A 13,487-nucleotide genomic window follows, 5' to 3' on the forward strand; every position below is an offset into this window, starting at 1 on the left:
AATTTCTTATAAGGAGAGGAGGAAGGGTGATTGCAGGGTCTGGTAGAAAGATTTAAGCGTGACAGCGAATTCGAGGCGATTGTGGAAAGCTTCGAAAAAGGGTTGCGCGAACAGTTAGCATCCGGGTTAAGTAACTCGGCCCGTCAGATATTTTATGCCGCACTTTATCAGAAAATGGAGCAACCTCTGGTAATTGTGACGCACAATATGTTCCAGGCTCAGAAAGTATATGATGATATGAGCCAGTTGATTTCCCCTGATGAGCTATGGCTGTATCCGGCTAATGAAATGGTTATCTCAGAAGTATCCATTTCTAGCCCGGAGACGCTTAGCCAGCGAATTGAAGTATTGAACGCTCTTTCCGCAGGAAAAAAAGGCGTGCTTATTGTTCCATATGCCGGAGTGCGCCGTTCGGTCGTGCCTGTAGATGAGTGGAGGCAAGCCCAGTGTTCCATTAAAGTTGGAAGCGAAATTGAATTGGATAGTTTTCTAGCAAAGATGGTAGCGCTTGGATATGAGCGGGTAGAAATGGTAGAAGCGCGTGGCGAGATTAGCGTTCGTGGGGGAATTATCGATATTTTCCCCGTATACACGGCAAATCCGGTTCGGATCGAATTGTTTGATGCGGAGGTTGACTCTATCCGGACATTTGATATTTCCACCCAGCGTTCCATTGAAAATTTATCCGAAGTGGTTATCGGCCCAACCCGGGAGGTCTTTGGCGATAAAGCGGTGTTTAACCGAGCGGCGGAAAGGCTTGAAGAGCATATGAGCCGTGCATTGCCCAAGGTAAAAGACATTCAGGCGAGAGAGAAAATTTTGGAAAAAGTCGGATGGGAGATTGAACAGCTTCGTCAGGGTCATTCATTTACGGGAATCTATAAATATATTTCTTTTCTTTATCGGACAAATGAAACACTGATAGATTATATGTCATGTTCTCCGCTTGTCGTGATTGATGAGCCTTCCCGTATTGTAGAGGCGGCCGCTCAATTGGAAAAAGATGAAGCAGAATGGAAGACGACATTAATACAGCAAGGGGAATTTCTTCCTGATATTGAATTATCTCATTCACTGGAAGACATTATTGCGCCGAAAAAATGGAAGATTCTTCATGCCTCACTTTTTTTGCGTCAGGTGCCGAAAACGAATCCACAGAACGTTGTGAACTTTAACTGTAAAGCGATGCAGAATTTCCACGGTCAGATGAATGTGCTTAAAACGGAAATGGAACGTTGGAAGAAAGCCAAGGCCACCGTAGTATTCTGCGCGGCAGATGAAGAACGGGCGCGCCGTTTGGAGCGCGTATTTCATGACTATGATATTGAAGCGGATATTATCCTTTCACCGGAAAAAGCGCTGGAAAGTGGAAGACCGGTTATTACCCTTGGCAATCTGCAAAGCGGATTTGAACTTCCGATGCTGCACCTCGTAGTGATTACAGAAACCGAAGTGTTTACCCAGAAGCAGCGCAAAGCAGCAAAGACGCGGAAAAATTTGAGCAATGCTGAGCGCATTAAAAGCTACACAGAGCTTCGGGTTGGAGATTATGTTGTGCACGTAAATCATGGTATCGGAAAATATTTGGGGATTGAAACGCTTAAAATTAATGGTATTCATAAAGATTATCTTCATATTAAATATGCTGGCAATGATAAGCTATATGTTCCGATTGAACAAATCGATCAGGTACAAAAGTACATCGGCAGTGAAGAAAAAGAGCCGAAAGTATACAAATTGGGCGGAAGTGATTGGAAAAAAGTTAAGAGTAAAGTCCGCGCTTCTGTGCAGGATATTGCCCAGGACTTGATTCGTTTGTATGCGGAGCGTCAGCAGGCAAGAGGATACGCCTTTAGCAAAGATGGAGAAGAGATGCGTGAATTCGAAGCGATGTTCCCTTATGAGGAGACGGAGGATCAGCTTAGGGCGATTCGTGAAATTAAAGAAGATATGGAGAAGCCGCGTCCCATGGATCGTTTGCTTTGCGGTGATGTTGGCTATGGGAAAACAGAAGTGGCTATTCGCGCCGCATTTAAGGCCGTCATGGATGGAAAACAGGTAGCTGTGCTTGTTCCAACGACGATCCTCGCTCAGCAACATTATGAGACGTTCCGGGAAAGATTTGCCGATTACCCGGTTAACATCGCAGTTATTAGTCGGTTCCGTACCCGGAAAGAGCAGAACCAGACGATCAAGGGATTAAAAGACGGAACGGTTGATATTATCATCGGTACGCATCGTTTGTTGTCTAAAGACGTGGCATTCAAAGATTTAGGCCTGCTTATTGTCGATGAAGAACAGCGTTTTGGTGTTACACACAAGGAAAAGTTGAAGAAGTTAAAGACAAATGTGGATGTTTTGACATTGACAGCGACTCCGATTCCGCGTACACTGCACATGTCGATGCTTGGCGTGAGGGATCTGTCGATCATTGAGACGCCGCCGGAAAACCGTTTCCCGGTACAGACATACGTTATGGAATACAGCGGTGCGCTTGTACGGGAAGCCATTGAACGCGAATTAGCGCGTGAAGGACAGGTTTATTTCCTTTATAACCAAGTTCAGGGTATTGAACAGATGGCAGACCAAATTCGCCTGCTTGTTCCGGAAGCGCGAGTGGTGGTTGCCCATGGTCAGATGAGTGAAACGGAACTTGAATCTGTCATGTTGAGTTTTTTGGAGGGCGAGGCCGATGTCCTTGTCAGCACAACCATTATTGAGACAGGTGTGGACATTCCAAATGTAAATACGCTTATTGTAACAAATGCTGACCGTATGGGACTGTCACAACTGTATCAGTTGCGCGGGCGTGTGGGTCGCTCCAATCGGATTGCGTATGCATACTTCACATACCAGCGTGATAAGGTGTTGAATGAGGTTGCAGAAAAGCGTTTGCAAGCGATTAAAGAGTTTACGGAACTAGGCTCTGGGTTTAAAATCGCGATGCGTGACCTGTCTATTCGTGGCGCGGGGAACTTGCTTGGAGCGGAGCAACACGGCTTCATTGCATCCGTTGGTTTTGATTTGTACAGTCAGATGCTGAAGGATGCGATTGAGGAACTGAAAGGTGAGCCGAAGAAAGAGGAAGAAGTGCATCCGGAGATTAATTTGACGATCGATGCATTTATTCCGTCCGACTATATTCAGGACGGAAAGCAGAAAATCGAGATGTACAAGAAGTTCGCGGCCGTTTCTTCTTTTGAAGAAATTGATGAATTAACAGAAGAACTGGAGGATCGCTTTGGTGATATTCCGCAAAGCGTTCGGAATTTGTTGCTGGTGTCCAAACTGCGCGTGCATGCGAGAAAACATCGTATTGTGGAGATCAGCCAAAAGGGAGATACGATTCAACTTGTCTTCCACGAAGATCAGAGTACTAAAGTGGATTGGGGTGACCTCTACGAAATTAAGGGGCCTCTTCTGCGGAGAATTACGCCCTCGCGTCAAGGGCAACAGGTTGTGGTCGGCATAAAGGTCAAAGGGCTAAATCATGAAGAAAGTATTGAGCTTGTGGAGAATTTCCTCATGCAATTCGATGAATTAAAAAAGAAACAAGAAGGCGAGGCAGTAGCTGATGTGGCCAACTAAAACGTACGGGAGGTTGATTGCGGTAGGCGTTCTGACACTAACTGTACTTGCAGGATGCGGAAAGAACGACCCCGTTGTCGCCAAATATGACAACAACAAAGAAATTACGGAATCGGCATATAAGAATTACGTAGAAGTGATCAAAGCCATTGATCCGGGTATGGCGGGGGTGATTGACGCGGGAGATAAAGAAGCGTTGACATCAGTGCTTCATTACCAGATCATGAGCAGGCATATTGCTGATCAGGTGAAAGAGACTGATGAAATGAAAAAAGAAGCGAACCAGAATTTTTCTCAATTTGAGGAATTTGCTAAGCAGCAACTTGCACAATCGGAGAAAATGGATCAGTTCTACGCCAATCACAAAGTAACGGAAGAAGAGTTGAAGGATTTTTTCCTTGATCAGGTAAAAATGATTTCTTATTTTTCCAAAGATATTAAGGAAGAAGACAAGAAAAAGGAATATGAACAGGCAAAAAAATTGGGATACCTAACCCAGGTAGATGTACGCCATATTCTGATTGGCACGGACAAACGCTCTAAAGCGGAAGCGAAGAAAAAAGCGGAAGAGCTTGTGAAGCAGCTGCGAAATGGTGCGAATTTTGCCAAACTGGCGAAGGAAAATACGGACGATCCGGGCAGTAAAGAGACAGGCGGTCTATATCAATATCCGATGCCTGATGGGACTACCTTAGAGCAGACGGCAGAGCCGTACAAAAGGGCGGCCATGACGCTACCACTCAACAAAATCAGCGATCCGATTGAAACGAAATTCGGATATCATATCATGCGTGTTGAAAAGCGAAAAGTGCGGACATATGATGAAGTGAAAAAAGATATTACCTACATGCTAGCGCAGAAAAAAGAGGGTGAATTCTTAACGACAAAAGTAAAAAGTATCATCAAGGAAGAAAAAATTCCGGCATCCATGATTAAAGAGCAGCCGAAACAGTCTGCCCCAAGTGCACCGGGACAGCCAGGTCAGCCTGTGCCGAGCACGCCTGCACCGAATGAACAACCGGCTCCGGTGCAACCGAATGGCGACCAGACATCCCAGAATAAATAATTCTTTACACTCAGGCCTTGCGAATTCGCAAGGCTTTTTCTTATTGTATAAGAAGTATATTCTGCTTTACAGTGATAAAGCGACATGTGCTTTCTTTCCATGTGGAAAAAGGACTAGGCATAATCCCGCGAGTTTTTCTTGAGGAATACAGGTATGCGGATTGAACAAGAGATGGTGAATATTCTCCCGTCAGGAGATAAATACTACAAGCAAGCTAATCATATGTTGCAGTCATTTAACCACTTTAAGAAAGCGAGGCATCAAGAATTATGAAGGCAACTGGTATTGTGCGCCGAATCGATGATCTAGGGCGTGTGGTAATTCCGAAAGAAATTCGCCGTACGCTCCGCATTCGCGAAGGTGATCCGCTGGAGATTTTCGTCGACCGTGATGGAGAAGTGATTCTGAAAAAGTATTCGCCGATTGGAGAACTCGGTGACTTCGCCAAAGAATACGCTGATTCGTTGTATGAAAGTACGAGTCATATTACGCTAATCAGTGACCGCGACACCGTTATAGCTGTATCTGGCGCTTCCAAGAAAGAATACTTGGACAAGCCGATTGGTGAAATTGTGGAAACCTGCATGGAAGAACGGCGCTTACATCTGCAAACGAACGCAGGCGAATATGAGATCATTCGTGACCATGAAGAACAGTATTCTTCGTATGTCATCGCTCCGATTATTGCCGGCGGTGATCCGATTGGCTCCGTCATTCTTCTGACGAAAAGTGATCAGGCCAAGATGGGCGACCTAGAAGTGAAGCTGGTTGAAACCGCAGCCGGTTTTCTGGCAAAGCAAATGGAGCAATAGGAGAAGTATTAGGAATGTGGAAAGCTCCCTGGCAAAATATTTTGCCAGAGAGCTTTTTTATTGTAAGGAAAGTTCGCCCTCTATCCGGCATAAGCTATTTCAGGAGGGCAAGCTTGACAGGCCCCGCTCTGACGTTTTTTTGTGATATAATATCCGAGAATTTACTGGGAAAAGAGAGGGAAATCTATGTCTAAGACTCAGGGAGCCTCTTTTTTGAAAGGAGCTGCCATACTGGGAGCGGGAGCGCTATTATCAAAGATGCTTGGCGTTGTGTATCGCATTCCGTACCAGAACATTACAGGCGACCTTGGTTATTACGTGTATACTCAGGTATATCCGTTATATAGCGCGCTCCTTATCCTTGCAACGGCTGGATTCCCGATTGCCATTTCAAAATTTGTGGCTGAAAAGCTTGCGGTTGGCGATGTGTACGGAGCGCGCAAAATTTTTCGTGTATCTGCGGGTGTATTGACGCTAACTGGTTTTTTGTTTTTCCTTCTGCTTTGGTTTGGGGCACCGGCGCTGGCACAGTTCATGAAAGATGAAAAGTTAGTCATGCCGATTCGAAGCGTATCGTTTGCTCTGCTTATTGTACCGGTAATGGCGGCAATGCGAGGATATTTTCAAGGCCATCATAACATGGTGCCGACCGCCGTTTCACAGATTGGCGAACAGTTCGTGCGGGTGGCTACCATTATTGTCTTATCTTACTGGTTTATGAAGACGACCGGAGATGTGTACCTTGCCGGTGCAGGTGCCGTATTTGGTGCGGTAACAGGAGCATTTTTCGCGTTTATTCTTATGCTGGTTTTCTGGCAACGTAACCAGAGCGTGCAGCGGCAGGTTTGGGAAAGCGCAGGGAAGCATTCATACAGGAAGGAAACGGTTGGAGAAATCGTACGTAAATTATTTTATTACGCAATTCCGATATGCCTTGGTTCCCTTGTGCTTCCGCTGATGCAGCTTTCTGATTCATTTACTGTTGTCAGCATGTTGATGCGGGGAGGAAATACGGCGGAAGCGGCGTATCAGTTAAAAGGAGTTTTTGATCGCGGCCAGCCGCTTGTGCAGTTTGCCGCCTTCTTTGCCACAGCACTTTCCCTGTCGCTTGTCCCGGCAATTGCCGAAGCGCAGGCGCTTAGGCAACACCATTTGATCGCTGCGCGTACGGAGCTGGCGCTTCGCTTGACTTTTTTATTTGGCTTGCCAGCTTCCCTCGGTTTGGCTATTGTTGCCGGTCCAGTAAATGTAATGCTGTATGAGAATGGAAATGGAACATTGACATTAATGGTACTTTCGTTTACAACCATTTTCTCAACGCTCGGCATTACATCAGCTGGAATCCTACAGGGGATGGGTGAGGTAACCCTTCCGGTGCGCAATTTGTTTATTGGCGTGGTCATCAAACTTCTATTAAATATTTTGCTGATTCCACTTTTCGGGATTACCGGTGCGGCGCTTGCCACCGTATTTTCTCATATTGTTGCTACGATTCTTAATTTATGCGCGGTATCTCGTTTTACAGGCGCAAGATTCGGGCTTCGTTCCTTCTTTGCTAAACCATTTTTGGCGGTCACGGTGATGGGGCTTGCTGTATTTGTTGCCCGGCAGGCAGCGGAACGCGGACTGGCAGGCGTGTTTGATTCTGAACGACTGTATTTTACCGTAGTAAGTCTGATCGCCGTTAGTGCGGGTGTTATTATGTATGCTATCGCCCTGCTCTTATCGGGAACGGTACGACGCGCCGATTTAGCAAGCACGGAAGCGGGCAGAAAAATCATTCCGCTGTTGTTAAAATTGCGGCTTCTGCATGATTAATTAACGAAAGGGGACGAAACCATTGAACAAAATTACAGTTATCGGACTCGGCGCGGGAAATCTGGAAGGACTTCCTCTTGGGATTTACCGCATGTTAAAGCAGGCGCAACATCTGTATATCCGTACAGAAAAACATCCTGTAGTCGCCGAACTTGCCGTGGAAGGCATTCTATACGAAAGTTTTGATGAAGTATACGAAGCGCATGACCAATTTTCGGACGTGTACGAAGAAATCAGCAAACGCTTGCTTGAGCTTGCGACGAAAAAAGGAAACATTACATACGCCGTACCCGGTCATCCGTTGGTGGCGGAGCGTACAGTGCAACTTTTGTTGGCGAAAGGGAAAGAACGTGGGATCGAGATTGAAATTAAAGGCGGGCAAAGTTTTCTTGAACCGGTATTTTCTGCGCTTAAGGTGGATCCGGTAGAAGGCTTTTCCTTGTTGGACGCGACCGATTTGCGCGACTACCATATCCAGCCTAAGATGCATCATTTGATTTGTCAGGTATATGACGCGTTTGTCGCTTCTGATGTAAAATTAACGTTAATGGAAGTATATCCGGACGATTTTCCGGTTACCGTCGTGACCGCCGCAGGTGTTGCCGGGCAAGAGAAAATTACGACCGTCCCATTGTATGAATTGGATCGCCTGAACGAGTACAGCAATTTGACAATCGTTTATGTTCCACCGACGGAAGAGGATCAGACGTTAAACCGCCAGTTCTGGCGGTTACGGGAAATCGTTGCTATTCTGCGCAGTCCGGAAGGATGTCCGTGGGATCGGGAGCAGACTCACCAATCCATTCGGAAAAACTTAATTGAAGAAACGTATGAAGTGCTTGAGACGATCGACGATAATGACCCGGAAGCGCTGTGCGAGGAAATGGGCGACTTGCTGCTGCAAATTATGCTTCACTCACAGATGGCAGAAGAAGACGGGTATTTTACGGTTCGAGACGTTATTGAAGATTTAAATAAAAAGTTGATCCGCCGTCATCCGCATGTATTTGGAAACTCTGAAGCGGAGAATGCGGAAGAAGCGCTGCAAAATTGGAAGGATATCAAAGAAAAAGAAAAAAGAGAAAAAGGGAAAGAAGTAGCATCTCTGCTTGATGGGGTGCCGCGTGATTTGCCTGCCCTTTATAAGGCGTATAAGTACCAGAAGAAAGCGGCAGAGGTTGGATTTGATTGGGACAAGCTTTCCGATGTTCTGGATAAGGTAAAAGAAGAGTTAGAGGAATTGAATGAGGCACAGACGCTGGAACACCGTCGGGAAGAGCTGGGCGATTTGTTGTTTGTCATTGTGAACGTAGCTCGCTTTATGAAGATTGACCCGGAAGAAGCGCTTGCGTTGACAAACAAGAAGTTTTACTCTCGTTTCTCGTATATTGAGGAAAAACTACGGGAAGCAGGCAAAACGTTTGCCGATACCACGCTAGAAGAAATGGAAAGCTGGTGGCAGGAAGCGAAAACAAAGAAGAAAGAGGGGATATAGATGCGGTTGGATAAATTCTTAAAAGTTTCTCGGTTAGTCAAACGTCGCACGCTGGCGAAAGAAGTGTGTGATCAAGGCCGGGTCACTTTGAACGGTCAAGTGGCCAAATCAAGCTCTGCTGTCAAAGTGGGGGATGAGTTAACCATTCGTTACGGCAACAAGCTCATCACTGTCAAAATCGAAAAAATCCTCGATACAACTAAAAAAGACGAGGCAGCCACAATGTATACATTAATTAATGAAGAATATCTTCCCCGCGATAACCGGGAAGAAACCGATATTTCTATTTGGTGACTTCATTGATGATCTGTAATTGGCGAAAAGGATAGCGAGGGAGCATGAGCTGGGTTTCTTTTTCCTGCCCAGCGTCCATGCTTCCTCGCTTTCTTTGTTCTAATTATGGCTTGCCCTCCATAGGATGGTATAAAAAGGAGGGTGGGTCGAGATGATGGAAACGAATCCGAAGAAGACAATTCGTCACGAACTTGTGATGGTTAATCGCAAAAAACTCGATATAACAGGCGTGCTCAAGGTAGAAAGTTTCGATCATGAAGAATTCCTGCTCCAGACAGAGGCGGGGTTTCTTACGATAAAAGGGAAAAATTTGCATATGAAGAATTTAAGCCTTGAGACGGGACAGGTATCGATTGAAGGACTGGTCTTTGCGATGGAGTATATCGATGAATCTTATCAGGGAGAAAAAGCCAGAGGACTATTTGGCCGGATTTTTAAGTGACGCTTACCGGACAGGCAGTGACGATGATGTCAATGGTGTTGTGCGGACTGGCCATGGGCATACTATATGATACATACCGGACAATGGAGCGGAAGTGCCGTCTTGCCCGTTGGCTGGTATGGCTTTGCGACTTTTTATTCTGGATAAGTTGTATATTTCTTGTATTCGGTACACTCTTGCGCGTCAATGAAGGGATTGTAAGAATTTATATTTTCCTTGGTCTTGCCGTAGGTGTGGTATTATATTTTCTTCTATTTCAGCGTACGTATCTATACATTTTGAACAAGCTTATCTTTTTTTCTTTATGGCTTTACCGGGTCACACTTCGCACCGGATATTATCTGCTGGTCGCTCCGGTTCTTTTTTTGTATCGTATCCTGCTATCGACGGCACTTTTGCTGTTCTCTGTTATTTTCAGAATAGGAAAATGGATTTTGCTGCCATTTAGATTTTTAGGGCATAAGCTGTGGGGGTGGATGTGGCACTTTCTACAAAAACCGCTAGGAAGAGTAAGAGAAAAGGCAAGAAAAAGGTGGCAAGCCTTGACGAGTTGGATAAAAGGTAAGAAAATGTAAAATAATCAATCAAGAAAGGTGAACGATATGCAGAAACCGCAATCTTTGCCACCAAACTACGGACGGAAGCGCCGCATGCGTCTTTTGCAGATTATTGTCATTTTGTTTTTGTCATGGGCTGGATATACGTATTATTCACAAAGCCAACAATTGAATGCAAAACAACGTGAGCTTGTGGATTTACAGCGTCAGGTGGCTGAAGTACAGCAAGAGCAGAAACAGCTCGAATTACAGGTAAAAAGAATGTATGATAAGGATTATATTAGTGAACTGGCGAGGAAAAATTTCTTTTTTTCCAAAGAGGGAGAGATTATTTTCATAACCCCGGATGAGAAAAAGAAAAACCAGTAGTGGCGCGGACGAAGGAGCTTTTCGCTCCTTTTTTTACGCGCTTTTTTTCTTTTCACCACGTTCGCAAGAAAATCGACACTTGTGTGAAAATTCGGCGTTAGTTGTCGGAATTTTTTTAAATCCTATCTTCCAATTTTGACAAAATTTAATTTCAGAATGTGCTTATAATGGGAATCACAAAAATTAGATTAGGTGGTGCTTATGTATGATGCAGAACAAATCGATGGCGATAGCGGGGGGGATGACCGCTCCGGTTGGGAAGGCGGGAAAAAAAGGTGGAAAATGGTTATACGCAGTATCGTACCAGTGGAGCCTGCTCCATTTGCTGATGGGTTTTTTATTGGGAAGAGCGGTCATTTTTCAGGAACTTTCTCCGTTTGCTATTCCTTTTTTCGCGGTGATGTACTTTTTAAAGAAAAATCGGCTGCTTCTTGTTATGTTTTCGGTTATGGCTGGAAGCGCAATGCAGTCGATAAGTATCGCTTCAGCAAATTTTTTGGGGATGGCCATGGTGCTCGTCATACTGAGCCTATTGGAGAAAGGCAGAAGGATAGAGTTGAACTATGCTCCGTTGGTTTCATTTCTCGCGGTCCTCCTCAGCAATATGGCGGTTGACTATATCATGAACCAATTGACTTGGCACACGTTATTTATGAACGGTGTAGCGGCGGTACTCGGCTTGATTTTAACTCTTATTTTCGTGCAGGCGATCCCGATTGTGACTACGAAGCGTAGTCAGCAGCATTTGCAGACAGAGGAAATCATTTGTCTAATTATTCTTTTGGCATCCGTGATGACGGGAACGGTTGGCTGGATTGTGCAGGATGTATCAGTCGATAATGTGCTTGCGCGCTATCTTGTTCTATTATTCGCCGCCGTGGGTGGAGGAACGGTGGGTGCCGCTGTTGGTGTAGTAACCGGGCTTGTACTTAGCCTGGCTAACATAGATGCAGTTTATCAAATCAGCTTACTAGCATTTTCTGGCTTGCTGGCTGGTTTGCTTCGTGAAGGTAGAAAAGTAATGGTGGCGCTTGGCCTTCTTATCGGTTCTGCGATTTTGACCATATATGTAGGCGAACAGCGGGAAATTTTGCAATCTTCGCTGGAAACATTCGCAGCTGTGCTGTTTTTTTTGATTACACCGCGCTTTGTGCTCGATAAAATCGCAACGTTTATTCCAGGCACGGAAGAAAATGCGTTTTCACAGCAGCAATACTTAAGAAAGGTGCGTGATGTAACAGCTGGTAAAATGGAGCAGTTTGCACAGCTTTTCACTAAGCTGTCCGAGACCTTTGCTGGTCCCGATTTGGCGAAGCCAGATGAAGCGTTACAGAAAGATTATTTTTTAAGCGAGGTGACGAAAACGACGTGCCAGCGCTGCTGGAAAAAAGATCAGTGCTGGAGCCGGGATTTCGATAATACGTATGAAGCATTAACTCAGATGGTACACGCTATGAAACAGGAAGGTGGAGTAAACCTGAATGAAATGCCGAAAGAATGGTTGCGCAAATGCGTGAAGCAGGATCGTGTTTTGAGTAGTATGGAGCAGGAGTACATGCGCTGGCAAACGCAGCTGCATTTAAAGCAGCAAATTGCTGAAAGCCGACGGCTTGTGGCCGAGCAGCTGGCGGGAGTATCGCGTGTGATGCAAAATTTTGCTCAAGAAATCCAAAAAGAAGGCATCCACCTTCATGTGCAGGAACAGCAGATTTTAAGCGCATTAGAAGGAGTAGGGTTGTCCATACGAAACGTCGATATTGTGAATCTGGAAGAAGGGAAGGTAGATATTGAAATTACGCAGCCGTCATGCCAGGGCAGAGATGAATGCTCAAAGATTATCGCGCCGCTGTTAACCGATATTCTGGGAGAAAAAATTACGGTAAAAAATAAAAACTGTCAAGCGTTTGAAGATGGCCTGTGCCACATGTGCCTAGGTTCGGCACAAGATTTTGAAATCGATACCGGCGTGGCTGGCGCCGCAAAAGGAGGACAACTGCTATCCGGCGATTGCTTTAAAATTATGGAGTTTGGCAGCGGCAAAATGGCATTGGCGATAAGCGATGGTATGGGCAATGGAGAAAGGGCATATGTAGAAAGTTCTTCTACGCTGGAACTGTTGCAACAATTGCTCGAATCCGGCATGGAAGAAACATTAAGCATTAAATCCGTGAATACGGTTCTTTCGCTTCGATCTCCTGACGAAATATTCGCCACGGTAGATCTTGCCTTGATTGACCAGCATACTGGACAGGCAAAATTTATCAAAACCGGCTCCACTCCAAGCTTTATTAAGCGCGGCAAAGAAGTGATTTCGATTTCGGCTAATAATTTACCGATTGGCATTATTGATGACATTGACGTCGACGTCGTGAGTTGTCAATTAAAACCGGGGGATTTGCTCATTATGATGACAGACGGTATCTACGAAGCGCCGCGTGTCGAAAATAAAAACTTGTGGATGAAACGGAAAATTTCTGAACTGAAAACCAATGACCCGCAAGAGGTCGCGGATTGCCTGCTCGAATTGGTTATCCGACACCATTATGGCGAGATTCATGACGATATGACAGTAATGGTGGCTAAGATTGACCATTATATGCTCCCGTGGGCAACGATTCCTGTACCAAACGCCCCGAAAATTGATCGCCCACGTTATGTCAGCTAAGAAAAAATGGCGCCTGCCCTGTCCGGACATAGTCGGATTGTTGGGACAGGGCTGTTTTTTTTGTTATAGTGAGCGTTTTGCAAAATAGCAATTTTCACCGAAAGTGAAAAAGCGAATACGATACTAAAGTTGATTTTACTTTATTTTTTAAAGTTGCTTCCTGATTTAAAAGCTGTTCAAGGACATACGGGCAGAATTTTTTGTTCTACTTTTTATGCACAACGTTGGCGTACAGACGCTTTAGACATAGCCAAGGCTGAAGCAAGTAAAATACAGAGGTTCAGAAAAACTTGCGTTTTTACTTTTTGAATACCACGGATATGAAGTTGATTTACCGTTAGATTTTCTTTGAGTCTGGCAAAAACGCGTTCTACGCTTGTT

Annotated in this window: 11 protein-coding genes; 10 read left to right on the forward strand and 1 reads right to left on the reverse strand. The window is 45.1% G+C overall.

What is annotated here, in order from left to right; translation table 11 throughout:
* Positions 1–30 precede the first annotated feature (30 nt).
* The 10 genes from mfd (at position 31) to spoIIE (ending at position 13,106) form a co-directional block, all read left to right on the forward strand.
* Entirely contained in the window at positions 31–3,588 is a 3,558-nt protein-coding gene (mfd, locus tag BLR88_RS14830; protein ID WP_091261047.1) for a transcription-repair coupling factor, read from the forward strand.
* Complete coding sequence (locus tag BLR88_RS14835) at positions 3,575–4,654, forward strand: peptidylprolyl isomerase (RefSeq protein ID WP_082706136.1); 1,080 nt, start codon at positions 3,575–3,577, stop codon at positions 4,652–4,654. The genes mfd and BLR88_RS14835 overlap by 14 nt, the downstream gene beginning before the upstream one ends.
* Before the next feature lie 269 nt (positions 4,655–4,923).
* Positions 4,924–5,466, forward strand: a complete 543-nt coding sequence (spoVT, locus tag BLR88_RS14840; protein ID WP_057897131.1) for a stage V sporulation protein T — start codon at positions 4,924–4,926, stop codon at positions 5,464–5,466.
* Between the two features lie 186 nt (positions 5,467–5,652).
* Positions 5,653–7,284, forward strand: a complete 1,632-nt coding sequence (locus BLR88_RS14850; RefSeq protein ID WP_057897129.1) for a putative polysaccharide biosynthesis protein — start codon at positions 5,653–5,655, stop codon at positions 7,282–7,284.
* 22 nt (positions 7,285–7,306) lie between these two features.
* Complete coding sequence (gene yabN, locus BLR88_RS14855; RefSeq protein WP_254778332.1) at positions 7,307–8,779, forward strand: bifunctional methyltransferase/pyrophosphohydrolase YabN; 1,473 nt, start codon at positions 7,307–7,309, stop codon at positions 8,777–8,779.
* Positions 8,780–9,073, forward strand: a complete 294-nt coding sequence (locus BLR88_RS14860) for an RNA-binding S4 domain-containing protein (RefSeq protein WP_057897127.1) — start codon at positions 8,780–8,782, stop codon at positions 9,071–9,073. It begins immediately after the preceding gene.
* A gap of 151 nt (positions 9,074–9,224) precedes the next feature.
* On the forward strand, positions 9,225–9,515 hold the full coding sequence (yabP, locus tag BLR88_RS14865) for a sporulation protein YabP (protein WP_082706135.1): 291 nt from the start codon (positions 9,225–9,227) through the stop codon (positions 9,513–9,515).
* Positions 9,512–10,090 carry a spore cortex biosynthesis protein YabQ gene (gene yabQ, locus BLR88_RS14870; protein ID WP_091261049.1) on the forward strand — a complete coding sequence of 193 codons (579 nt, stop codon included), beginning with the start codon at positions 9,512–9,514 and terminating at the stop codon, positions 10,088–10,090. Before yabP ends, yabQ begins: the two co-directional genes overlap by 4 nt.
* 27 nt (positions 10,091–10,117) lie before the next feature.
* Positions 10,118–10,441 carry an FtsB family cell division protein gene (locus BLR88_RS14875; RefSeq protein WP_057897125.1) on the forward strand — a complete coding sequence of 108 codons (324 nt, stop codon included), beginning with the start codon at positions 10,118–10,120 and terminating at the stop codon, positions 10,439–10,441.
* A 205-nt stretch (positions 10,442–10,646) separates the two neighbouring features.
* Positions 10,647–13,106 carry a stage II sporulation protein E gene (gene spoIIE / locus BLR88_RS14880; protein ID WP_057897124.1) on the forward strand — a complete coding sequence of 820 codons (2,460 nt, stop codon included), beginning with the start codon at positions 10,647–10,649 and terminating at the stop codon, positions 13,104–13,106.
* A gap of 212 nt (positions 13,107–13,318) precedes the next feature.
* On the opposite strand, the gene BLR88_RS20420 is transcribed toward spoIIE, so the two are convergent.
* Positions 13,319–13,487 (reverse strand): transposase (locus tag BLR88_RS20420; RefSeq protein ID WP_175493643.1); only part of this gene is annotated, 169 nt, incomplete at its 5' end.

The organism is Aneurinibacillus thermoaerophilus, from assembly GCF_900099925.1.
GTDB classification, from domain to species: Bacteria; Bacillota; Bacilli; order Aneurinibacillales; family Aneurinibacillaceae; genus Aneurinibacillus; species Aneurinibacillus thermoaerophilus.

Bases quoted from the DNA above. Each gene is read 5' to 3' on its own strand.
- BLR88_RS14860 (WP_057897127.1), top strand. From the start codon at position 8,780: ATGCGGTTGGATAAATTCTTAAAAGTTTCTCGGTTAGTCAAACGTCGC.
- BLR88_RS14875 (WP_057897125.1), top strand. From the start codon at position 10,118: ATGCAGAAACCGCAATCTTTGCCACCAAACTACGGACGGAAGCGCCGC.
- spoIIE (WP_057897124.1), top strand. From the start codon at position 10,647: ATGATGCAGAACAAATCGATGGCGATAGCGGGGGGGATGACCGCTCCG.
- BLR88_RS14835 (WP_082706136.1), top strand. From the start codon at position 3,575: ATGTGGCCAACTAAAACGTACGGGAGGTTGATTGCGGTAGGCGTTCTG.
- spoVT (WP_057897131.1), top strand. From the start codon at position 4,924: ATGAAGGCAACTGGTATTGTGCGCCGAATCGATGATCTAGGGCGTGTG.
- yabP (WP_082706135.1), top strand. From the start codon at position 9,225: ATGATGGAAACGAATCCGAAGAAGACAATTCGTCACGAACTTGTGATG.
- BLR88_RS14850 (WP_057897129.1), top strand. From the start codon at position 5,653: ATGTCTAAGACTCAGGGAGCCTCTTTTTTGAAAGGAGCTGCCATACTG.